The organism is Serratia sp. UGAL515B_01 (assembly GCF_033095805.1).
Classification (GTDB): domain Bacteria; phylum Pseudomonadota; class Gammaproteobacteria; order Enterobacterales; family Enterobacteriaceae; genus Chania.
The window spans coordinates 2,683,420-2,704,797 of sequence record NZ_CP109901.1 but is presented as its reverse complement, the minus strand read 5'-3'; the positions used below and the strand labels follow the sequence as shown (position 1 = coordinate 2,704,797).

At 48.6% G+C, this 21,378-nt stretch carries 20 protein-coding genes; 10 read left to right on the top strand and 10 right to left on the bottom strand.

Going from position 1 to position 21,378, the window contains the following annotated elements:
- Positions 1–95 precede the first annotated feature (95 nt).
- Together mltA and tcdA are read left to right on the top strand one after the other, a co-directional pair.
- Positions 96–1,244, top strand: coding sequence for a murein transglycosylase A (gene mltA / locus OK023_RS12135; RefSeq protein WP_317692972.1), 1,149 nt, complete (start codon positions 96–98; stop codon positions 1,242–1,244).
- Positions 1,245–1,322: 78 nt separating this feature from the next.
- Positions 1,323–2,129, top strand: a complete 807-nt coding sequence (gene tcdA, locus OK023_RS12130; protein WP_317692971.1) for a tRNA cyclic N6-threonylcarbamoyladenosine(37) synthase TcdA — start codon at positions 1,323–1,325, stop codon at positions 2,127–2,129.
- On the opposite strand, the gene csdE is transcribed toward tcdA, so the two are convergent.
- Positions 2,120–2,572: a cysteine desulfurase sulfur acceptor subunit CsdE gene (gene csdE, locus OK023_RS12125; protein WP_317697676.1), complete on the bottom strand. Its 453-nt coding sequence runs from the start codon at positions 2,570–2,572 to the stop codon at positions 2,120–2,122. The genes tcdA and csdE overlap by 10 nt on opposite strands.
- Positions 2,573–2,577: 5 nt before the next feature.
- Positions 2,578–3,783 (bottom strand): cysteine desulfurase CsdA, encoded by a 1,206-nt coding sequence (gene csdA / locus OK023_RS12120; RefSeq protein WP_317692970.1) that lies wholly within the window; start codon positions 3,781–3,783, stop codon positions 2,578–2,580.
- Positions 3,784–4,541: 758 nt separating this feature from the next.
- Here csdA and OK023_RS12115 point away from each other — a divergent pair.
- The 3 genes from OK023_RS12115 to rlmM are packed head-to-tail and all read left to right on the top strand — an operon-like array spanning position 4,542 to position 7,003.
- On the top strand, positions 4,542–5,459 hold the full coding sequence (locus tag OK023_RS12115) for a transcriptional regulator GcvA (RefSeq protein WP_317692969.1): 918 nt from the start codon (positions 4,542–4,544) through the stop codon (positions 5,457–5,459).
- Between the two features lie 52 nt (positions 5,460–5,511).
- A complete protein-coding gene (locus tag OK023_RS12110) occupies positions 5,512–5,907 on the top strand; it encodes a DUF423 domain-containing protein (RefSeq protein ID WP_317692968.1) in 396 nt (131 codons plus the stop codon).
- Positions 5,900–7,003 carry a 23S rRNA (cytidine(2498)-2'-O)-methyltransferase RlmM gene (gene rlmM / locus OK023_RS12105; RefSeq protein ID WP_317692967.1) on the top strand — a complete coding sequence of 368 codons (1,104 nt, stop codon included), beginning with the start codon at positions 5,900–5,902 and terminating at the stop codon, positions 7,001–7,003. The genes OK023_RS12110 and rlmM overlap by 8 nt, the downstream gene beginning before the upstream one ends.
- Positions 7,004–7,059: 56 nt before the next feature.
- On the opposite strand, the gene xni is transcribed toward rlmM, so the two are convergent.
- The 3 genes from xni to queF all read right to left on the bottom strand — a co-directional run bounded on the left by xni (position 7,060) and on the right by queF (position 10,371).
- Complete coding sequence (gene xni / locus OK023_RS12100) at positions 7,060–7,824, bottom strand: flap endonuclease Xni (RefSeq protein ID WP_317692966.1); 765 nt, start codon at positions 7,822–7,824, stop codon at positions 7,060–7,062.
- A gap of 77 nt (positions 7,825–7,901) precedes the next feature.
- Positions 7,902–9,266 (bottom strand): nucleotide 5'-monophosphate nucleosidase PpnN, encoded by a 1,365-nt coding sequence (gene ppnN, locus OK023_RS12095; RefSeq protein WP_317692965.1) that lies wholly within the window; start codon positions 9,264–9,266, stop codon positions 7,902–7,904.
- Between the two features lie 259 nt (positions 9,267–9,525).
- On the bottom strand, positions 9,526–10,371 hold the full coding sequence (gene queF, locus OK023_RS12090) for an NADPH-dependent 7-cyano-7-deazaguanine reductase QueF (RefSeq protein ID WP_317692964.1): 846 nt from the start codon (positions 10,369–10,371) through the stop codon (positions 9,526–9,528).
- Between the two features lie 63 nt (positions 10,372–10,434).
- Between queF and syd the strand changes: the two genes are divergently transcribed.
- Positions 10,435–10,983 (top strand): SecY-interacting protein, encoded by a 549-nt coding sequence (gene syd / locus OK023_RS12085; RefSeq protein WP_317692963.1) that lies wholly within the window; start codon positions 10,435–10,437, stop codon positions 10,981–10,983.
- 724 nt (positions 10,984–11,707) lie between these two features.
- On the opposite strand, the gene OK023_RS12080 is transcribed toward syd, so the two are convergent.
- The gene (locus OK023_RS12080; RefSeq protein ID WP_317692962.1) at positions 11,708–12,946 is read right to left on the bottom strand and encodes an MFS transporter; all 1,239 of its coding nucleotides are present in this window, start codon (positions 12,944–12,946) and stop codon (positions 11,708–11,710) included.
- A gap of 310 nt (positions 12,947–13,256) precedes the next feature.
- On the opposite strand from OK023_RS12080, the gene OK023_RS12075 reads away from it, so the two are divergent.
- The 4 genes from OK023_RS12075 (at position 13,257) to OK023_RS12060 (ending at position 16,141) form a co-directional block, all read left to right on the top strand.
- On the top strand, positions 13,257–13,586 hold the full coding sequence (locus tag OK023_RS12075) for a YqcC family protein (protein ID WP_317692960.1): 330 nt from the start codon (positions 13,257–13,259) through the stop codon (positions 13,584–13,586).
- A gap of 211 nt (positions 13,587–13,797) precedes the next feature.
- Positions 13,798–14,595, top strand: a complete 798-nt coding sequence (locus tag OK023_RS12070) for a DUF6933 domain-containing protein (protein ID WP_317692959.1) — start codon at positions 13,798–13,800, stop codon at positions 14,593–14,595.
- Between the two features lie 295 nt (positions 14,596–14,890).
- Positions 14,891–15,658, top strand: coding sequence for a tRNA pseudouridine(65) synthase TruC (gene truC, locus OK023_RS12065; protein WP_317692958.1), 768 nt, complete (start codon positions 14,891–14,893; stop codon positions 15,656–15,658).
- A 33-nt stretch (positions 15,659–15,691) separates the two neighbouring features.
- Positions 15,692–16,141 (top strand): flavodoxin, encoded by a 450-nt coding sequence (locus OK023_RS12060; protein ID WP_317692957.1) that lies wholly within the window; start codon positions 15,692–15,694, stop codon positions 16,139–16,141.
- An 86-nt stretch (positions 16,142–16,227) separates the two neighbouring features.
- Here OK023_RS12060 and OK023_RS12055 read toward each other — a convergent pair whose 3' ends face one another.
- The 4 genes from OK023_RS12055 to glnD all read right to left on the bottom strand — a co-directional run bounded on the left by OK023_RS12055 (position 16,228) and on the right by glnD (position 21,366).
- The gene (locus OK023_RS12055) at positions 16,228–16,971 is read right to left on the bottom strand and encodes a 6-phosphogluconolactonase (RefSeq protein ID WP_317692956.1); all 744 of its coding nucleotides are present in this window, start codon (positions 16,969–16,971) and stop codon (positions 16,228–16,230) included.
- Positions 16,972–17,226: 255 nt separating this feature from the next.
- Positions 17,227–17,616, bottom strand: a complete 390-nt coding sequence (locus OK023_RS12050; RefSeq protein ID WP_317692954.1) for a DUF3461 family protein — start codon at positions 17,614–17,616, stop codon at positions 17,227–17,229.
- Positions 17,617–17,820: 204 nt separating this feature from the next.
- A complete protein-coding gene (gene dapD / locus OK023_RS12045; protein WP_317692953.1) occupies positions 17,821–18,645 on the bottom strand; it encodes a 2,3,4,5-tetrahydropyridine-2,6-dicarboxylate N-succinyltransferase in 825 nt (274 codons plus the stop codon).
- 42 nt (positions 18,646–18,687) lie between these two features.
- On the bottom strand, positions 18,688–21,366 hold the full coding sequence (gene glnD / locus OK023_RS12040) for a bifunctional uridylyltransferase/uridylyl-removing protein GlnD (RefSeq protein ID WP_317692952.1): 2,679 nt from the start codon (positions 21,364–21,366) through the stop codon (positions 18,688–18,690).
- Positions 21,367–21,378 lie beyond the last annotated feature (12 nt).

The window sequence follows — 21,378 nt, the reverse complement described above, 5'->3', positions numbered from 1 at the left end:
GTCGAGAATTTTTTTCCTCACCGATTCCTTTATCAATAGCCGTTTGTTATCTTTCGGCATTAGAACTGGAACATACCTGTCGAAGAGAGTACGTGATGAAAGGACGTTGGGTTAAATACTTGCTGAGTGGGGCTGTGATTGCTGTACTGGCTGGGTGCTCATCGAAACCGACCGATCTGGGGCAACAGTATAAAGATGGCCATCTGGATCAACCACTAGAGTGGGTTAATCAGCCCAATGCGCGTGGGGTACCGGTCAACGGTAAGGATTACTCTGATCAGTTGATGGAGATTAAGTCTGCTTCCCCATCGTTATTTAACCGCAATAATAATACTTATCAGGCGGTACAAAACTGGATGGCTTCAGGCGCAGACACCCGCCAACTGAGTCAGTTCGGCCTCAGTGCTTACCAGATGGAGGGCGTGGATAATTACGGAAACGTGCAGTTCACGGGATATTATACTCCTGTGGTGCAGGCGCGTCGCACCCAGCAAGGTGAATTCCGTTATCCCCTGTATAGAATGCCGGCCAAAGGTAAACGGCGTTTGCCGGAGCGTGCAAGTATCTACGCTGGGGCGCTCGATAGCCGTTACATTATTGCTTACAGCAATTCCCTCATGGATAACTTTATGATGGAAGTGCAGGGTAGCGGTTATGTTGATTATGGTAATGGACAACCGCCTGTGTTCTTCGGTTATGGTGGTAAGAATGGCCACGCTTATCGCAGTATTGGTAAGGTGCTGATTGATCGTGGTGAAGTGGCCAAAGAAGATATGTCTATGCAGGCCATTCGTCATTGGGCAGATACCCATAGCGAAGCCGAGGTCCGCCAACTGTTGGAACAGAATCCGTCGTTTGTATTCTTCCGCCCAGAATCCTCAATGGCCCCGGTCAAAGGAGCCAGCGCGGTTCCATTGATTGCAAAAGCTTCTGTGGCTTCCGATCGCTCCTTGATACCCGCAGGTACGACGTTGTTAGCCGAAGTGCCGCTACTAGACAATAAGGGTAAATTCACGGGAAAATATGAAATGCGCCTGATGGTCGCTTTGGATGTCGGCGGTGCGATCAAAGGCCAACACTTTGACATGTACCAAGGAATTGGGCCTGAAGCGGGTCACTCTGCAGGTTATTACAATCACTATGGTCGGGTATGGGTGCTGAAAGGGGCCAACGGTGAAGCACCAATGTTTAGTACTTACCAACCAAAATCTTCTTCTGGTGGTTCGCAACTGGTCACTCGTTGAAGAGAAACGGCATTTCTGCCAACAAGGGCCGGATCTTCCGGCCCTTGCCATTTGCAACGTTAAGGTAATGAAAAAGAGATGAGTACGCCCTATTCAGAGGCTTATTTACAGCGTTTCGGTGGTACGGCACGTTTGTACGGACAATCTGCACTAGCTCTGTTTGCTCAAGCACACGTTTGTGTGATCGGTATTGGCGGAGTGGGCTCGTGGGCAGCTGAGGCGCTGGCAAGAACCGGTATAGGCGCTATTACACTGATCGACATGGATGACGTTTGTGTCACCAATACCAACCGTCAGATCCACGCATTACGCCAGCATGTCGGCCAGTCTAAAACCGAGGTGATGGCTGAGCGGATCTTAGCGATAAATCCAGAATGCCGCGTGACCTGCATTGATGATTTTATTACCCCAGACAATGTGGCTGAATTACTCGATGGTAGCTTCAGTTATGTCATTGATGCCATCGATAGCGTACGGCCAAAAGCCGCGTTGCTGGCGTATTGCCGCCGTTTCAAAATCCCGGTAGTGACAACCGGTGGAGCAGGAGGCCAGATCGACCCGACACGTATTGAAGTTGCTGATTTGGCGAAAACCATTCAAGACCCACTGGCTGCCAAGCTGCGTGAAAGATTGAAAAATGAGTTTAACGTAGTGAGAAACAGCAAAGGCAAATTGGGGATCGATTGCGTTTTTTCCAGTGAGCCCTTGGTCTATCCTCAGCCTGATGGCTCAGTCTGCGCATCCCGTAACACGGCTGAAGGCCCCAAAAGAATGGACTGTAGTGCCGGTTTTGGCGCTGCAGCCATGGTCACTGCCACCTTTGGTTTTGTTGCCGTTTCCCATGCGCTGAAGAAGATGCTGGCAAAAGCTGCGCGTCAAGCATAGTGAGCTGCGATAGCGTTGATCCTGTCAGCCAGCGCAGTTAGACCGTTGGCTCGGGTAGCACTGAGCTGGGCACGAAGCGCCAATTGGTCAAACAGCACTAATGGATCGCTGGCTAATAGCTGTTGTGGCGTTTTGCCTTCCACTGCGGTGAGTAAGATCGTCAGCAGGCCGCGTACAATTCGGCCCTCGCTATCACCATAGAAATGTAGTGAACCATCTGCCAGCAGTTGGTGCCCCAGCCAGACACGATTTTCGCACCCTTTCAATTCTATCTCCGCCTGTTTTAGTTCGTCTGGTAGCGGTGGTAACTGTTTTGCCAACATGATCAACTGGCGGTAGCGCTCTTCCCACAGTTTTAACGCGCTAAATTTTTCGATCAATTCAGTGGCGCAGATCTCTTTGCCGAAAAGGTGGGGGACCAGTACGTTTTCTTCGCTTTTCATCATAGTCATTCTGCCAGCAGTGTGATGGCATTCTCCAGCGCCTGTATCAAGGCATCGACATCTTGTTGTGTATTGTAAGGTGCAAATGAAGCGCGCAGCGTTCCACTAACACCTAAGGCTTTCATCAAGGGTTGTGCACAGTGTTGGCCAGCGCGCACAGCGATGTTTTGTTCTGCTAACAATGTGACGATATCGCTATGGTGGATCCCGGCAATATCAAACGCCAGCAGGCTAGAGTCGGAACAGCGGAAACTTCGGGAACCAGGTAACTGTAATAGTTGTTGCTCGGCGTTTTGTGCCAACTTGCGGCTGTGGTTTTCGGCAGCGATCTTATCTTGAGTATCTAACCAGCTCAGTGCGGCAGAAAGCCCAATTACGCCAGCAATATTAGGCGTGCCTGCTTCAAAACAGTGTGGGGGCTTTTGTGCCGTAAAACCGTTAAATGAGGCCTGAGTCAGCATTTTACCGCCACCTTGCCAAGGCCCCATTTCAGCCAAGAGCGCAGTCTTACCATACAATGCGCCAATTCCGGTCGGCCCATATAATTTATGCCCAGAGAAAGCATAGAAATCAATATCGAGCCGTTGGACGTCGGCTGGGCAATGCACAATTCCCTGTGCTCCGTCGATCATTACCACTGCGTTAACCGAATGTGCCCAGTTAATCGCCAGAGACAGATCGGGGCAGCCCCCTGTAACGTTCGACATTTGGCCAAGGGCTAGAATGCGGGTTTTTTTGTTGAGCAGGTGCGGTAACTGAGTCAAATCCGGCAAGCGGTCTTCACCCAAAGGTAGTTTAACCACCTGGGCACCGGTCTGTTCTGCCACCATTAGCCAGGGGATCAGGTTGGCATGATGTTCGGCTTCGCTGACCACGATCTGATCGCCGGGCTGCAAACGGGGGCGGGCATAGCTTTGTGCGACAAGATTGATGGCTTCCGTGGTACCTCGCACCCAAACGATATCATCCGAGCTGGGAGCATTAATCAACGTGGCGACCTGCTGGCGGGCCTGTTCAAAACGGTGGGTCAGTTCCTGTGCTGCACGATGCTGACTACGATGCACCGTAGCGGCATTGGCGCTGTAAAATTGTTGTGTGGCGTCAATCACTGCTTGTGGTTTTAGCGTGGTGGATGCACTGTCCAGATAAACTCCCTCTTGTTCAAGAGCTGGAAACTGGCTGCGAAAAAAGATGGGGTTAAAAGGCTTCATAGGTCGTCCATTACTGGCTTTTGCAAAAAGCGATCCTGTCTTATTTTTTTCGTTGAGACAAGGTTTACCCATTCAGTACTTTGCAATTGCCATTAACCCCGATAGGCACTTGGATAACTGTGTGGAGTAGACCTATCAGAATCTAAATGAGGGAAATTACCGACAAAAAAAGCACCACAATAAGTGCGGTGCGACATAAATCACCATGGACAGACAGGGTAAAATGTACAGGAAGTGAAAAATAGTAGTCTAGCTACCGTGTCCGGACAGTCGGACAATTGCAAACACAACATCACAACCACGAAGCCAAAAGTTCATCGGTGCTTTTGACACCCAATCCCTTTTCGTTCCGGCTCGGGAAGTGGGGCTACTATAGGTATTTACTGGCGTACGCTCAACGGACAATTTATAATGTCTCGGATTAAAAAAACTAATGACGAATGTTCATTCAATAGTCCATATCACATTATTCATAAAGTTAATTTATCTGCCATGTCAGGCCGTTGAACAAGGATTACATGAATAGGGCTAAGCTCAATAGAGTACTAGTTATACTCTAAATAATTCGAATTGCGGGAACGCTGCTTACAGTTGCCACAAAAGAGAGGGCTCACCGACATGCCGAGTAACAAAGCCCATAGATATGCAACTTGAAATATGACGTGTGTATAACCAAACAAAAACCGCTAAGGCAGCGCTAAGGTTAACGGGACATGGCCTAAGAACCGCAAGTAGCCAACAATACTAAGGTATGATTGATGTCCAAACGTTTACCACCACTTAACGCGCTGCGAGTTTTTGATGCGGCTGCACGTCATTTGAGTTTTACCAAAGCGGCAGATGAATTGTTTGTTACTCAGGCTGCGGTCAGCCACCAGATTAAGTCACTGGAGGATTTCCTTGGGTTGAAACTGTTCCGGCGGCGCAATCGTTCGCTGCTGTTGACAGAAGAAGGGCAAAGCTATTATCTCGATATCAAAGAGATTTTTACTTCAATCAATGAGGCTACGCGAAAACTTCAGGCGCGTAGTGCCAAAGGGGCACTGACGGTCAGCTTACCACCCAGCTTCGCTATTCAGTGGTTGGTGCCACGCCTTTCAGGTTTTAACTCAGCTTATCCAGGAATTGATGTTCGTATACAGGCCATTGATCGTGAAGAGGATAAACTGGCGGATGATGTGGACGTAGCTATCTTTTATGGGCGTGGCAACTGGCCTGGGGTACGAGCTGAACGCCTGTATGCCGAATATCTGCTGCCTGTTTGTTCGCCAAGCCTGTTGACTGGCGATCATGCTCTAAAAGTGCCGGGCGATCTGGCTTATCATACGCTGTTACACGATACTTCACGCCGAGATTGGTTGGCTTACACGCGCCAATTAGGATTACAAAATATCAATGTGCAACAAGGACCTATCTTTAGTCATAGCGCCATGGTGGTTCAGGCTGCAGTGCATGGTCAGGGAATTGCTTTGGTTAATAACGTAATGGCGCAAACCGAGATGGAAGCCGGTCGGTTGGTGTGCCCTTTCAACGATGTGCTGGTGAGCAAAAATGCTTTTTATCTAGTATGCCATGACAGCCAGGCAGAACTGGGTAAAATAGCCGCTTTTCGGCAATGGATCCTGGCGCGTGCAGCCAGTGAACAGGAAAAATTTCGTTTTCGCTATGAACAATAAAGCAGTTAGCGGTAATGCTGTGGCTGGTTAACCTCGATTAAGGTGAATACCTATGGGTACTCGTTCTATGCTGGTCTTTGCCGCTATCAGCGGTTTTATATTTGTTGCTCTTGGGGCGTTTGGCGCTCACGTTTTTGCCGGTGCCCTTGGGCCGAATGAAATGTCCTGGCTCCGAACCGGGCTTGATTACCAGGGGTTCCACACTCTGGCGATCTTTGCCTTGGCCGTTGCGATGCAGCGTCGGATCAACCTCTGGTTCTACTGGAGTGGAGCGTTGTTGGCACTCGGCACGGTTTTATTTAGCGGCAGTCTGTATTGTCTGGCGCTGTCACACCTGAAGTTCTGGGCCTACATCACGCCTGTTGGCGGCACGTGTTTCCTGGTCGGTTGGGTATTGATGTTGATTGGCGCTTTGCGTCTGAGGAAAAAGGCCGAGGGCCATGAATAAAATCGCGTTGTATTGCCGCCCTGGTTTTGAAAAAGAGTGTGCGGCGGAAATGACTGATAGGGCTGCTCAGTTAGAAGTGTTTGGCTTTGCCCGCGTGAAAGATAACAGCGGTTATGTGCTGTTTGAATGTTATCAGCCAGATGATGCCGATCGTTTGGCGCGGGAAATTCCGTTTCGTGAGTTGATCTTCGCGCGTCAAATGATTGTGGTCGGTGAGTTGTTACGTGATCTACCGCCAGAAGATAGGGTTTCTCCGATTGTCGGTATGTTGATTGGCGTTGTCGACCGCGGTGGTGAATTGCGTGTGGAAGTGCCGGATACTAACGAGAGTAAAGAACTGATGAAGTTCTGCCGTAAACTGACGGTGCCATTGCGCGCCGCCATGCGCGAGCAGAAAGTGATGATGGCACGTGAAAATCCGACTCGCCCGGTAGTTCATGTATTCTTTATTGCCCCTGGCTGTTGTTATGTTGGTTATTCTTACAGCAATAATAACTCCCCGTTCTATATGGGTATTCCGCGTTTGAAATTCCCTGCTGATGCACCAAGCCGTTCCACACTCAAATTGGAAGAGGCTTTTCACGTTTTCATCCCCGCTGATGAGTGGGATGAGCGTTTGGCGAGTGGTATGTACGCGGTTGATTTGGGAGCCTGCCCCGGTGGCTGGACTTATCAATTGGTCAAACGCAGTATGATGGTACATTCAGTGGATAACGGTCCTATGGCGCCAAGCTTGATGGATACTGGGCAGGTCACCCATCACCGAGTCGATGGTTTTAAATTCGAACCAGATACCAGCAAAATCTACTGGCTGGTATGTGATATGGTTGAGAAACCAGCACGAGTGACCGGTCTGATGATTAAATGGTTGGTTAAAGGTTGGTGCCGTGAGGCGATCTTCAATCTGAAGCTACCGATGAAAAAGCGTTACGAAGAGGTGGCTCAGAATCTGCAAAGTATCCGCGAGGCATTAGCCGCAGCGGATATTAGTGTAGAAGTGAATGCCAAGCAGCTTTACCACGATCGTGAAGAGATAACTGTGCATGTGCGGCGAATGTGGTCGGCGATACCTGGCCGCCGAGACGAGCGAGAATAAGATAAGTGGACGCTGTTTACAGCGATCCGTTTATTGATCGTTAGCTGTCAAATTAATCAAGCCTGGTTCGACGGCAGGCGCAGTTGTTGCAAGTTGCCGTTTAGCGCCAGGTCTGTACGCAAGCTGGCCACTCGTTTGCTGATATAGGCCAGTTCACGGTGCTGCAATAGCTTACCTTGCCACTTTTCAGGTACTTCTTCCAGATGCTGATACAGACTATCCAAATCCTCCCTCTGCTGTAAAAGCAATGTCGCGGTTTTCGGCCCAATACCTGCGACGCCGGGGATCTTGCTACTACTAATCCCCACCAGCCCCCAATAGTCAGGCAATTGTTGCGGTAACACCCCGAACTCCTCTTGTACAAAGGGCATATCCAACCAGCGTTTCTGGAAGTAGTCGCGTATCTGTATGTTGGGAGCCAATAACTGGCAGTAACCTTTATCCGTTGAAATAATCGTTACCTGATGGCCAGCACCTGCAATTCTCATTGCCAGTGTGGCGGCCAGATCGTCAGCTTCGTTTCCTGGCGAATGCCAGCTTTCAACGCCCAGTTCGGAAAATGCCTGACGCAGTAGCGGCATTTCCTGATGCAGGTTTTCCGGCATAGGTGAACGCCCGGCTTTGTAATCAGGCAGAATTTGGTGACGCCAACTTGTGCTGCGATCATCTTCGTCGAACACTGCCACGGCATGGGTGGGCAGGCTGTGCTGGATCAATTGTTGTAGTGCATGTCGACAGGCATTCAAACAAGGTGTTCCCTGTACCGCATGAATGCGGCGAATCAGATTTAGGGCATCAACAATCAGGAGATGTATCGGCATAGACTTATTGGCTTTCAAACTGAGACAGTGGTATCAACAAAAGAAAGGCGGCAAACAAGGCCGCCCGGAATTGGCAATCAGGCTACGATTTCGTAGCAGGGAACGTAGGCCGTTCCTGGCAGTTTCATGCGGTGCTGGGCAACAAAGCCCTGCAACAGGCTATCCATCTGCTTCATCATCCCCGGTTCGCCATGCAGTTTGTACGGGCCGTACTGTTCAATTGCATGAATACCATTTTCTTTTACGTTACCCGCTACGATCCCTGAAAAAGCACGCCGCAATGCCGCCGCTAACTGCTCTGCGGGTTGATCTGGGTAGAGGTTGAGATTAGCCATATTTTCATGGGTTGGCTCAAACGGTAACTGCAAGTCTGGTGCGATACGCATAGACCAGTTGAAGCTATAGGCATCGCCGGTATTGCGGCGATTCTCTTTCACCAGTGGCATGGCTTTCTTCATCTGACGTGCCACCTCTGCCGGATCGTCGATGATGATGGTGTAATGACGACGAGCTTCATCCCCCAGCGTATTCATAATGAACTCATCCAACACGCGGAAATAATCTGCACTTTCTTTTGGCCCAGTTAAGATAAGAGGCAGCACCTGCTCGCTGTTTTCTGGATTCATCAGGATGCCAAGCAGGTAAAGTAGCTCTTCTGCAGTACCGACCCCGCCAGGGAAAATGATAATTCCGTGAGCGATGCGCACAAAAGCCTCCAGACGCTTTTCGATGTCTGGCATGATCACCAGTTCATTCACCAGTGGGTTTGGTGGTTCAGCGGCGATGATAGAAGGCTCCGTCATACCGATAAAGCGGCTATTGTGATAGCGCTGTTGGGCATGGCCAACGGCTGCACCTTTCATCGGCGCTTCCATCGCACCCGGCCCACAGCCGGTACAGATGTTCAGTTCACGCAGACCCAGTTGGCTTCCCACCCTTCGAGCATAGAGGTACTCATTCTCATTGATTGAGTGGCCTCCCCAGCACACCACCAGATTAGGATCTTCATCAAGGTGTAGGATACGGGCATTGCGCAGGATGGAAAATACCAGGTTGGTAATGTGGCTGGGGTTTTCTAGATTGAGATGCTGGAAGCGCCCAGGACTGACAAACAGGCTATGAACGAACAAAATATCGCGCAGAACGGCAAACAGGTTTGCCTGCAGTGAACGAATGATACGGCCATCGACAAAGGCTTCTTCTGGTGGATTAACTAACTCTAGCTTTACGCCACGTTCGCGACGGAGAATATTGATATCAAAGTTTTCATAGCGTGATAATAATTGTTTACTGTTATCTGTCTGGCTGCCCGAGTTCAATACGGCTAAAGAGCAGTTACGGAATAATCGATATAGATCGCTGCTGGCAGTGCGTTTCAGCATGTCGACTTCAAGCTGAGACAAAAGATCCATTGAGCCAAGCGGACTGACATGTGTAATCAAAGTAGCTCCTTTGCGCTGATTGTGAGCGCTGTAATAGACCGTGTGGCTGCAGGTTAGCCTTTTAGCTTTGTGTGTATTTCCCTTTCGCGCCCGACGGTTAGAATATTGGAGTGTCTGCCAATGTAGCAGAGGCTCTTGATTTAACCTTACCGCTGTATCCGGTTTTTTACCAATATAAACCGTTTGTTAGCTCAGATGTTGAGCAGCTATCCAGGTCTAAGATTGCGGACAGTGCTTTCATGCACAGCTAAAAGCCCCCTTATTGACGAGCCAGGCGGCCAGAAGCTGGTTCAAACGCCACATTGCTGCGCCATGGATTGATATCCAGGCCACCGCGGCGAGTATATCTGGCGTAAACACTCAGTTGTTCCGGTTCGCAGAACCGTAGTAGGTCGTTGAAGATACGTTCAACACACTGTTCGTGAAATTCGTTGTGGTGGCGAAAGGAAACCAGGTAGCGTAACAGAGACTCACGGTTTATCTGCGGCCCACGGTAGCAGATTTGCACCGAACCCCAATCAGGTTGGTTGGTGATAAGACAGTTAGATTTGAGCAGATGACTCACCAGTGTCTCTTCAACCAGGCGTCCACTTGTTGAATTTTGCAGATAGTCGGCATTGAACTCATAGCTTTCAATGCTTATATCTTGCTGATCAAGACACTCACCTTCCATACTGACGATTGGCTGTCCTTCAATTTGGTCGAGACTAAACAAGGTAATGTTGACATCCCCTTGCGCGCAGTCTGAGAGATCTCTCAGTAGCGTAGTACGGACACTCTCCCAGTCAGGAAAAATCGTTTGGTTAAAGCTATTGAGATAAAGTTTGAAGCTTTTGGATTCAATCAGATTGATACTGTTGGCATTCAGGCTGATTTCGCCTACGGCGACCTGGGGTAGGCCTTTGGCATTGAGCCAGGACAGTTCATACATTGTCCAGATGTCGGCACCATGAAAAGGCAAGTTGTCTGGGTAGAGACCAAGAGGTTCCCTATTCATACTGCGCGGAACCGCCTGTAACAATGTGGCATTGTAGCTGTCATGATAAGCGGTTGGTTTACCGAGAGTCAGCGTTGACAGAGCCTGATGATCTTGATAATTGGGCATGGGCTGTCACCTTGGTTTTAGATAGGTACAATGGCAGTCAGTTTACCGTATGTGAGAAAAAATATGGAACATGATGTATCGAGCGCGTTGCGGGAGTTTACTCAACGCTATGTTGATGTTTGGCAACTGCAACGCCAACATGCTCCCCTCAGCCAGGAATTGTATGGTGTCGCTTCCCCCTGCATAATCGAAAATCGTGATGATGCCGTATTATGGTTACCGCAACCCTTTACACCAGCAGCAACCTTGGAAAGGGTAGAAAAGGCACTGGAAATACAGTTACAACCGGATAGTCATACTTTTTATACCCGGCAATATGCGGGCGACATGGCCGCACAGTTTGCTGAGCATCACCTGACGCTTTTACAGGTTTGGAGTGAGGATGATTTTATTCGTTTACAGGAAAACCTGATCGGGCATCTGGTTACCCAAAAGCGCCTTAAATTATCCCCAACGATTTTTTTGGCAACTACTGAGTCAGAAATGGCGCTGGTGTCATTATGTAATGTCAGTGGCAAGGTAGTTCTTGAGCAGTTTGGCACTAATAAAAGAACGGAATTATCCGCTTCTTTGGCGAAGTTCCTCGATGGTTTACAGCCAACATTAGGATAGGCACCGTTTTTTTCTTCAGATTGTGTGAGAGATCTCTCACAAAAGCTGTGAGAGATTGCGCTTAATTTTTTAGAGTAGGTGGCTTAGATTGGACTTATTGCTATCCAGATCAATTGGTTAAATCGAGCTAAAGATAATGTTTGATTGAAGTTTGTCGCAATCTTTTCTACATGCTCTTGTGATCAAGAAGGAATTAAGCGATCTTATACCTACCGGACAGGAGTCGGGTGGAGCAGGAAAGCATCAGGATGATGCAGCTTCAGGAAGAAGAAAGGGACGCACTCAGGAAGAGTGGAAAGGATTGGTGTCAGGATGACGCTCAGGATGTTTCAGGATTGAAACCAAGGACACCTCCAGGAAGGAGATTGGGAGCCGGTACTGGATTGCTGGTGGGTCAGGAAGACTGAGGAACCGCGTAAGGAATACGCTATAGGATTTAGCAAGGATTGTTTGGTCAGGATGGCCGAAGGAAAAGTTTTCAAGGATTGAGCAGGGAGCACACTTTGTAGCAGGATAGCTATAAAACGAACTGGGGGCACTGTTAACGCAGTGCCCCTACTTTTTTATCTGGGTATAACCAATCAATAACCCGTTTAGCCAATATCACTTTCTTGGCGTAAAAGGCTTCACCTTGCTGGCAAAGCGACTGACTTCGAGTGACTGAGTCTCCGAAGGGTTAAACGGTGTAATCAATAATTCAGTAACTTGAAAGATGGCGTGCAACTCAACCAATCGCCCCCAAGGTGTCACCCATGGTCTGTTTCTTCGGTAGCAAGAACAGCGTAGCGTAAATATCCAACAGATAAATGCCAGCAAGCAGGCTGATAGCCGCAGTAAAAGAAACCTGCGTGACCAAAGCCCCTATCACTAATGGTCCCAGCCCACCGACACCACGACCAAGATTGAATAGGATATTCTGTGCCGTCGCACGCGCTTGTACTGGATAAGTGTCAGAAATCAGTGCACCGTAGCCCCCAATCATACCGTTAACAAATACCCCCATCAACGCACCTGCAAACAGCATCAGGGTAGGATCACTAAGTTGCGCGTAGCAAATAACCATCACTACAGCGCCACTCTGGTAAATCACAAAGATGATCCAACGAGGAAAACGGTCGGCGAGTATTCCGAATAGCCAAATACCAAAGGTCATTCCGATGACCGTAACGCCAGTCCAGATGCCAGATTTAGTCAACGAAAAGCCAAAATTTTTTGCCAGGTAGGTTGGCATCCAAATCATCAACCCGTAATAACCAAAATTTTGCACCGAGCATAGAATAAAAATCCCTATGCTGGCCCTTCCAGTAGCACGATCCTTGAATAACAGCTTTATTCGTTGGATGAATGACAGGTGTAGTTCACCGGTTATTTGCTGAGTAAATTCTTCGGTCTCTCCCATTGTACGGCGTATCAGGAAGGAGATAAGTGCTGGCAGTAAGCCAACCAGGAACATGCCACGCCAGCCGATATAAGGTAACAATAATGGTGTCAGGAAGGCTGCGGCGAGTACGCCGAGCTGCCACCCCATACCTACATAGGCTGAAGCACGGTTACGTTTATCGGCAGGCCAGGCCTCTGCGATGAGAGCCATACCGATACCGAATTCGCCACCCAATCCTATGCCAGCCAATGTACGGTAAGCGAGGAGATCCCAATAACCAACTGCTAAGGCACATAGGCCAGTGAAGAGAGAGAACATAAGAATGGTGATTGTCAGTACTCGTATGCGGCCAAAACGGTCGCTGAGATGGCCGAAAATCACGCCGCCAATTACTGCACCGATGAGTGTCCAGGTTACCAGAGAACCGGCTTCCGATGAGGTTAGGCCCAACTCAGAGGTGATCACCGGCAACATAAAACCGAGAATCAGTAAATCGAAGCCGTCCATAGCATAACCGGTCACCGAAGCCAGCATGGCTTTACCGGGTGTTGCGTAATTTTTAGTTGGTGAGATTACGGGCATGTCTTTCATCATAGGTTGTTTATTAGAGGCACGTATTTTGCCGCGCTAGGCGCAGCAGTACCACCAAATAAAATATGCAGATATACTCGCTGCCTTTCAATTTGCAGTTAGATGGCAAGCGAGCCAGTCCCAAGGAGCATAGTTAGCTATGTGTTCTGGGCGTTACGCAGGGTAATGGAGATAGCTACATCTTGATGTAATTTGGGTGGATAACCATAACCAACACGGTCTGTGCTGAGAGCGTTTAAGCGTTATGCTCTATCCCATAACCCTTAACCGATAATCCGTGATAAACAGTTTGAGAACACGAATGAATATAAAAAACCAGGTTCGTCAGATTTTACGAGCGATTGAGAAGTCAATGCAGGATTTAACTTTGTGGCAGGCTTCACCGCCTGAGCCAGCCGCTTTTTCCAGCACGGAACCTTTTTGCGTTGATAGCATGCTGGCTGAAGAATGGTTGCAGTGGGTGTTGTTACCACGGATGTATGCACTGCTGGAAAGTGATACGCCTTTACCCACGCGTTTTGTTATTGCGCCTTACTTTGAGGTGGCGTTGAAAGACAGGCAACCGAGCAGTATGCGATTGTTAGTCTTGCTACAACAGTTGGATTCATTGCTGAATAAAGAACCACAATAGTCAATCTGGTAGATTGCCGCTAGATTACGCTGCCCATTTTATCGTAGGTGGCTCAGTACTATTTCACTCAACATGCAATCGTTGTACTAATCAGAGGCAAGCAGCGAGATACCGTTGACATATCGAAAAGCAATAAATTGATTTATCCTATAACAACAAAATCACGATATTGAACGAAGTGCTCGTTGATAGCATGGAAGGGCGTTGATCAATGATTACCATTAACTGTTCTCTGGCGGCGGCAGAGCATCTGTGCAAAGGCTTCAAAAAAGGCAGCAAAGAGGGATTTTTTGAGCCTGTTACACCTCAGAGTATTGCTGAAACGCAGGCAGAACGGGAAAACGCAAATCAACCCTGTTTTCAGTGGGTAGTACATGCCATAAAACTTGGGCGCTCAATCTGCCTGATTGCTGTGGAGTTTGAGACTCGCTATTGTCATGTGATCCACCAGGTCAAAAAAGGTGATATGCAAGGCTTCTTCAGTCGGTTGCAAGAACGCCTGATGAACGGTTTGGAATGGCAAGGTCAAGACTATTCACTGTTTGACTCGATGCAGATGGAACAAGGGATCGAACGCTATTTCTCCCAGCACGAAGATATTCGGTTCTACCAACGCACTGACAGAAGCGTTATGGGCCATGTCAGCCAGATCGCCGCTGAATACAGTGATGTTTATCATAATACTGGATGCTTTCCGCCCGATGAGGAAACCGCGTTAGAGTTTGATATCAGGCTCAATCAGACTTGGCGAACCCGTAAAGGTGAGAAATGCGCTCTACAGGCCAACGAGAAAATGCTCCAACACTGGCTGACTGAGTATCTACGTTTTGCTCCTCAGAAGATCACTGATGCAATGGCAAAGATAAAAGCCGTACAACAGGAACAGTTGAATACGCGTCTAGCGGCTATGGCGGCGACTCGTCAGCAGTTGGAGAGTGCCAACATCATTGATGCTGACAGCCACGATAATGTCATTGATTTTAGCCGCTATCAACAGAGGAAAAAGTGATCCAGGTACACCAGTGCAGGGGGCAAACACTCAGGCGTTCAATGTATCGAGATAATCCGCCCATTTTTGCAGCCAAACCTTACACTCAGTCTCGTAGCGGTAGAGATCGTAGGTGCCTTCGTACCCTTGCGGGAATGGCCTAAATACCATTTAGGCCTACATTAAAATGTAGGATTTAGCGGTTTCAAATGGGATTGGATGAGACAACAAGAAACAATAACTATATGATTAAATTTAATAAAATTAAATAGTTATTTTTAGTGTAATCACTAAAAACAGATGGAATTGGTTATATATGATAGTTTTGTATCAGGATGAACACCTGATTGCCGTCAACAAGCCCGCTGGTTGGTTGGTACACCGTAGTTGGTTGGATCGGCATGAAAAGCAGTTTGTGATGCAGACCGTACGGGATCTGATTGGTCAACACGTATTTACCGTTCACCGCCTCGATCGCCCCACTTCTGGCGTATTACTTATGGCGCTGTCCAGCGATGTCGCGCGTTTGTTGTCGCAGCAGTTTGAACAGCATAGGGTAGAAAAAACTTATCATGCAGTGGTACGTGGTTATGTCTTGCAGGGGGGGACTATTGATTACGCGCTGACGGAAGAGCTCGATAAGCTGGCAGATAAACATGCTAACCCTGATAAAGGCCCCAAAGCGGCGGTCAGTCATTATCAGCCCCTAGCAACGGTTGAAATGCCAGTGGCTATTGGCCGTTATGCTACTTCACGCTATAGCCTGGTTGAACTAAAGCCCGAAACGGGTCGTAAACACCAGCTACGCCGTCATATGACGCATATCCGTCATCCTATTATTGGTGATACTGCTCATGGTGATCTACGCCAAAACCGCGGAATGGCTCAACATTTTTCTTGTTCTCGCCTTATGCTACATGCGACCCATGTTCAACTGACTCATCCTGTTACCGGTGAACTTCTGAATATTTCTGCCCCGTGGGATGCTATTTGGCAAGATGTTATGGTTCAGTTCGGCTGGCCTGATGTTGCCCCTGAATTTGTCGGGGTTGAGTTTCCTCTGGCTAACGGTCAGGATAACTGAACACTATTCGCTATGCTCAAAGGAGCAGATTAGATGGCTCAGATCGGTATTTTCGTAGGAACGGTTTACGGTAATTCGTTGCTGGTTGCAGAAGAAGCAGAAACTATCCTTCAGGAGCTAGGCCATGAGGTCAAGGTATTCGAGGAAGGTGCGTTAGAAGCTTGGCAGTTTTATCGCCAGCATTATGCATTGGTGATTACTTCCACGACCGGGCAGGGGGACTTACCTGATAGTATTGCACCGTTATTCCATGCGATCCGTGATCGTGTTGGTTATCAACCGGAACTGCATTATGGCCTAATTGCTCTTGGTGACAGCAGCTACGATAATTTCTGCGGTGCCGGGCGCGCTTTTGATGCGTTGTTGCAAGAGCAAGGGGCAACGCGTGTAGGTGAAGTATTAGAGATCGATGCGATGGAACAGCCAGAGCCTGAATTGGTCTCTCGCCCATGGATAGAACATTGGGGGACATTGTTAAAGTAATGCCCTCTAACCTTGTGCTTGGTGGCCTGCAATCAAGCACATTTCAAATTCCCCCTAAGGCATTGATTTTATCGTCTGCTTATAATTCAAAGCCTTTGTATTGAATCGACTTCCTGTAAGCGTTGCGCTGCAGTAATATCAGCAAACAGCGTGCATGCTGGATGAAGGCGAAGTATTGAAGCGGGAATATCTTCCGTCAGTGGGCCTTCCAGCGCCTGCTTGAGTATTTGCGCTTTTTTCTCCCCTGTCACCAGCAGAAGAATATTTTTAGCCTGCATGATGGTTTTGATACCTAATGAGAAATAGGCGTCAGGGACTCGTTCTTCATCACCAACTTCATTTGCCAATAGTGCCATCAGTGCGGAATTTTTACGATCGATGGCAATTTTGTGTGCTTTGCTGTCAAAGGGGGTACCAGGCAGGTTGGCAGCGATATGTCCATCGCTGCCAAGGCCAAGCAATAACAGATCGATGCCACCATTCTTCGCTATCTGCCGATCCGCATGAAGATAATTACTTCCGTTCAAGGCGTGGATACGTTCATCAGGTATACCGGCAGGTGCGAAAAGATGACGTTGCAAATGGTGATAAATAGCACCTTTATCGTTTTCGAAAGGATGGAAAGGAACTTCATCCTGAGTGTAGTAATGAACGTGTTGGTAGCGTTGGTCTTTACGCAGGTTGGGAATGAGTAACTGGTACAAAGCTAAAGGCGACGAACCACCTGTGGGTGCAAAGTTGAAGTGAGGATATTGGCGCATTGCGTGTAGTATGTGATTTGCCGCTTGCCGATTGAGCTGTTCTACATTGGGAAATATTTCTATTTTCATCAATTTTCCTTAGGTGGTTCGGGTTCCTCGTTGCAAAGGCAAAAAAAAACCTAATCCGTTAACGACTCAAAGTTATAAGCGTTAAGGAATTAGGTCTTGCCTGCGTGAGCAGTAACAATCCATTTGGGCTATCCCCCCCTTTAATGACTCGTTTATTACGTCATTGAGGGCGGCAGCCTGACTACCAGCTCACCCTATCACAGAGTCGATAAGTAAAAATGTGAGTCTCTTGGCACACAGTAAACAAGTCGCCTGTTATCTACTGCGAGTCAGTTTTTCCAGGTCGGACTCGATCTCGGCAATTTTGTTGGAAACGACGCTTTCCAAATGGCGGAGGTCATCCAGGATCTTACGTTTCAAATCTACTTCTATCTGGTCTCGATGGCATAGCTGATCAAGTTCATCAATCACATAACGCAGGTTTGGGTTGATTTCATTGATTTCTTTATAACCCTGACCGGCATTGTCAGCCACAATGGTCTTACGTTGGCGCGGATATTTGAATTTCACGCTTTTGGCAAAGAATTCGCCTTTGTCTTTGCGAAAGTAAATTTTAAGTATGTCGTTATTGGCCTCCTGACGCAGGCTATAGCGATCAATATCTTCCGGTTGGTTGATTCCTAAGCTTTTCAGGTTGTCATACATAATCGCGCCACCTCTTAATTAACTTTACATCGCTGCTGTTTTTTCAAGCTGTAACGATGTTGACTTTTTCCATTCAGCCTAGTCACTTACACAGGTAAGTTTATAGTGCCCCTACATTTGGCACCGCATACCGTTACCAAAAATGGTGACAGTTCGCGTACTAGAAGGTAAAAGAATGGCGGATGATTAACCCGCCATTTCATATTAGTCGATTGAGCGTAATAACTCGTTAATCCCGACTTTTCCGCGCGTTTTAGCATCAACCTTCTTGACGATAACCGCGCAATACAGACTGTATGAACCGTCTTTGGAGGGGAGATTGCCAGAAACCACTACTGAACCAGCAGGCACTCTGCCATAGTGAACTTCCCCCGTTTCACGATCGAAAATACGGGTACTTTGCCCTAGGTAAACCCCCATGGAAATCACGGATCCTTCTTCAACGACCACCCCTTCAACCACTTCTGAGCGAGCACCGATGAAGCAGTTGTCTTCAATGATCGTTGGATTGGCCTGTAGTGGTTCCAACACGCCACCGATGCCAACACCACCAGACAGGTGAACGTTTTTACCAATTTGTGCACAGGAACCGACGGTTGCCCAAGTATCTACCATGGTGCCTTCATCTACATAAGCCCCAATGTTGACGTAAGATGGCATCAGTACACAATTGCGAGCAATAAATGCGCCCTGACGAACGGTGGCTGGCGGCACCACACGGAATCCCTCTTTCTGGAAGCGTGCTTCGTCGTAGTCAGCAAACTTCATCGGTACTTTGTCGTAATAGCGGGTTTCAGAACCCTCCATGACTTTATTGTCGTTGATGCGAAAAGAGAGCAGCACGGCTTTTTTCAGCCACTGATGCGTTACCCACTGATCGTCGATCTTCTCGGCAACGCGCAGAGCACCGCTGTCCAGTAGAGCAACCACCTGGTTTACCGCTTCACGCGTCACAGTGTCTACGTTAACCGGAGTAATATCTGCACGGCGTTCGAAGGCGCTTTCAATAATGTTCTGTAATTGCTGCATTCTGATCTCTGTCCTGATTTTATTTACGAAAGGTTGCTTGTATCACATTTTATCGGTTGGATTGAGGGCCTGTGTCAACCGTTGTTCCAAGTTTATGCGCATTTCAGGGCTTAGAGCACGCCGATCGCCGTCGGCGAGGATGAACAAATCTTCAACACGCTCACCGATAGTAGTAATGCGAGCACCATGTAATGAAATTCCCAGGTCGGCAAAGACTTCCCCTACTCGAGCCAACAGCCCAGGTTGGTCGAGGGCCGTCAATTCCATATAGCTGCGACGTTCGTTGTGGGTTGGCAGAAAGCTGACGGTGGTTAACACACTGAAATGGCGCAGCTTGGATGACGGACGACGCCCTCGTGGTGGCTGGTACTCTCGTTGGGTGATGACCTGTTCCAGGGCATGGCGTATGGTTGCATGGCGGTCTTGTGCCAATGGGTTGCCATCTGGCTCCAGTACAATAAATGTATCCATGGCCATACCATCACGGTTGGTGAAAATTTGCGCGTCATGCACGCTGAGGTTTCGCCGATCCATTTCACCGGCAACGGCGGCAAACAGGTAAGGGCGATCAGGACTCCAAATGAAGATCTCAGTTCCTCCGCGCGTTGCCTGATGGCTGACTAATACGAGAGGTTTAGTCAGGTCATGAGCCAGCAGGTGGCGCGCGTGCCACGCAAGCTGGTTAGGCGAATGCCGCAGGAAGTAATCGGCGCGGCAACGGCTCCAGATATGGTGCAGCGCTTCTTCATTGATATTATCCATGCGCAACAGAGCCAGTGCCTGCAAACGATGATGACGGACGCGTTCGCGCAGATCCGGGGTGTTTTTCATGCCACGGCGCAGCTGTTTCTCTGTGGCAAAATACAGTTCGCGTAACAGGCTCTGCTTCCAACTGTTCCACAATGTTTCGTTGGTGGCACAGATGTCGGCCACTGTCAGACAAATAAGATAGCGCAGACGTGTTTCACTTTGCACTTCGCTGCTGAATTGCTGAATAACGGCAGGATCCTGAATATCGCGTCGCTGTGCCGTTACAGACATCAATAGGTGGCTGCGCACCAGCCAGGCGACCAACTGAGTTTCACGCGAGTTCAAGCCATGTAATTCCGCGAACTCTAAGGCATCCTGAGCACCAAGTATGGAATGATCGCCATCACGACCTTTGGCGATATCGTGAAATAAAGCAGCCAGCAACAGCAATTCAGGCTGAGGCAGACGAGGATAAAGCTCTACACACAAGGGGTGGTGAGAGCGTGTTTTTTCATCGGCAAAACTTTCCAGTTTTTGCAACACGCGAACGGTATGTTCATCAACGGTGTAAGCATGGAACAGGTCGAATTGCATTTGGCCGACAATATTGCCCCATAGAGGCATGTAAGCCCACAGTACACTGTGGCGATGCATCGGAACGAGTGCTCGTGAAACCGCGCCGGGGTGGCGCAGAATGGCCATAAATAATTCTCTGGCTTCAGGAATAGTGCATAAAGGTTGCACCAAGTGGCGACGTGCATGGCGTAACTGACGCACGGTTGTGGAGTAGATACCCTTGATCTCACGGTGGCGTACCATCAGGAAAAACATGCGCATGATGGATTCAGGTTGACGTATGAACAATGTTTCATCGCGCAGATCGATCAGATCGCCACGTAATTGAAACTCATCGTTCAGCGGGCGTGGTTTTTCCGTGGTCTCCAGTGCCAGGATCGCTTCATCAAACAGTTGAAGCAGCATGTGGTTTAACTCGCTGACACGGCGCGTCATGCGATAGAAATCCTTCATCATACGCTCTACCGGCGCATTGCCTTCCCCCTGATAACGCAACAGTTGGGCTACGCTGAGTTGGCGATCAAATAACAGGCGATTGTCATAACGTGTTAATACCAAGTGAAGCGCAAAGCGAATTCTCCAAAGGAAACTCAGGCATTCGTTCAATTCGCCGCGCTCAGTCTGAGTCAGGAAACCAAAACCAACCATTTCATCCAGAGACGTTGCCCCGAAATGACGACGAGCAACCCAAAGCAAAGTATGGACATCGCGGAGCCCTCCTGGGCTGCTCTTGATATCGGGTTCAAGGTTATAGCTGGTACCGTGGTAACGTTGGTGACGTTCCTGTTGTTCAATCACTTTGGCATCAAAAAATTTTGGTGAAGGCCAAAATCCGTCGCTGAAAATGTGCATTTGCATCTGTAGAAACAGGGCAACATCGCCACAAATCATACGTGACTCGATCAGGTTGGTGGCGACAGTCAAGTCAGCTAACCCTTCCAGTAGACACTCTTCTAGCGTTCTGACACTGTGGCCAACCTCCAGTTTCAGATCCCATAGCAGAGTAATGAGTTCGCCAACGCGAGCAGCTTGCTGTTCATTCAGATGAAACTGGCTGAGTACCAGTACATCAATGTCAGACAGCGGGTGCAATTCTCGTCGGCCATAACCGCCCACCGCAACCAGCGCGGTTTCAGGAAAATCCTCAAAGCCGTAGAACAACCATAACCGCCGTAATAATCGATCGATAAACTCGCTGCGAGCTTTGACCAGATTCTCTACGCTTAAATCCGCCTCGAAAGCCGCCGCTAACCATTGTTGGAACTGTTCGAGGCGTTGTTTCAGCGTAATCAGGTTAATTTCTTCGTCGCTGTAAGCCGTGGGATATTCCGGTTGCGGAGGAACGGTCTGTTGCACAATGACGGTTTTTTCTGGCTCATGATGATTTTCAGACATGATTTTCAGCCC

Bases quoted from the DNA above. Each gene is read 5' to 3' on its own strand.
- mltA (WP_317692972.1), top strand. From the start codon at position 96: ATGAAAGGACGTTGGGTTAAATACTTGCTGAGTGGGGCTGTGATTGCT.
- tcdA (WP_317692971.1), top strand. From the start codon at position 1,323: ATGAGTACGCCCTATTCAGAGGCTTATTTACAGCGTTTCGGTGGTACG.
- csdE (WP_317697676.1), bottom strand. From the start codon at position 2,572: ATGAAAAGCGAAGAAAACGTACTGGTCCCCCACCTTTTCGGCAAAGAG.
- csdA (WP_317692970.1), bottom strand. From the start codon at position 3,783: ATGAAGCCTTTTAACCCCATCTTTTTTCGCAGCCAGTTTCCAGCTCTT.
- OK023_RS12115 (WP_317692969.1), top strand. From the start codon at position 4,542: ATGTCCAAACGTTTACCACCACTTAACGCGCTGCGAGTTTTTGATGCG.
- OK023_RS12110 (WP_317692968.1), top strand. From the start codon at position 5,512: ATGGGTACTCGTTCTATGCTGGTCTTTGCCGCTATCAGCGGTTTTATA.
- rlmM (WP_317692967.1), top strand. From the start codon at position 5,900: ATGAATAAAATCGCGTTGTATTGCCGCCCTGGTTTTGAAAAAGAGTGT.
- xni (WP_317692966.1), bottom strand. From the start codon at position 7,824: ATGCCGATACATCTCCTGATTGTTGATGCCCTAAATCTGATTCGCCGC.
- queF (WP_317692964.1), bottom strand. From the start codon at position 10,371: ATGCCCAATTATCAAGATCATCAGGCTCTGTCAACGCTGACTCTCGGT.
- syd (WP_317692963.1), top strand. From the start codon at position 10,435: ATGGAACATGATGTATCGAGCGCGTTGCGGGAGTTTACTCAACGCTAT.
- OK023_RS12080 (WP_317692962.1), bottom strand. From the start codon at position 12,946: ATGCCCGTAATCTCACCAACTAAAAATTACGCAACACCCGGTAAAGCC.
- OK023_RS12075 (WP_317692960.1), top strand. From the start codon at position 13,257: ATGAATATAAAAAACCAGGTTCGTCAGATTTTACGAGCGATTGAGAAG.
- OK023_RS12070 (WP_317692959.1), top strand. From the start codon at position 13,798: ATGATTACCATTAACTGTTCTCTGGCGGCGGCAGAGCATCTGTGCAAA.
- truC (WP_317692958.1), top strand. From the start codon at position 14,891: ATGATAGTTTTGTATCAGGATGAACACCTGATTGCCGTCAACAAGCCC.
- OK023_RS12060 (WP_317692957.1), top strand. From the start codon at position 15,692: ATGGCTCAGATCGGTATTTTCGTAGGAACGGTTTACGGTAATTCGTTG.
- OK023_RS12055 (WP_317692956.1), bottom strand. From the start codon at position 16,971: ATGAAAATAGAAATATTTCCCAATGTAGAACAGCTCAATCGGCAAGCG.
- OK023_RS12050 (WP_317692954.1), bottom strand. From the start codon at position 17,616: ATGTATGACAACCTGAAAAGCTTAGGAATCAACCAACCGGAAGATATT.
- dapD (WP_317692953.1), bottom strand. From the start codon at position 18,645: ATGCAGCAATTACAGAACATTATTGAAAGCGCCTTCGAACGCCGTGCA.
- glnD (WP_317692952.1), bottom strand. From the start codon at position 21,366: ATGTCTGAAAATCATCATGAGCCAGAAAAAACCGTCATTGTGCAACAG.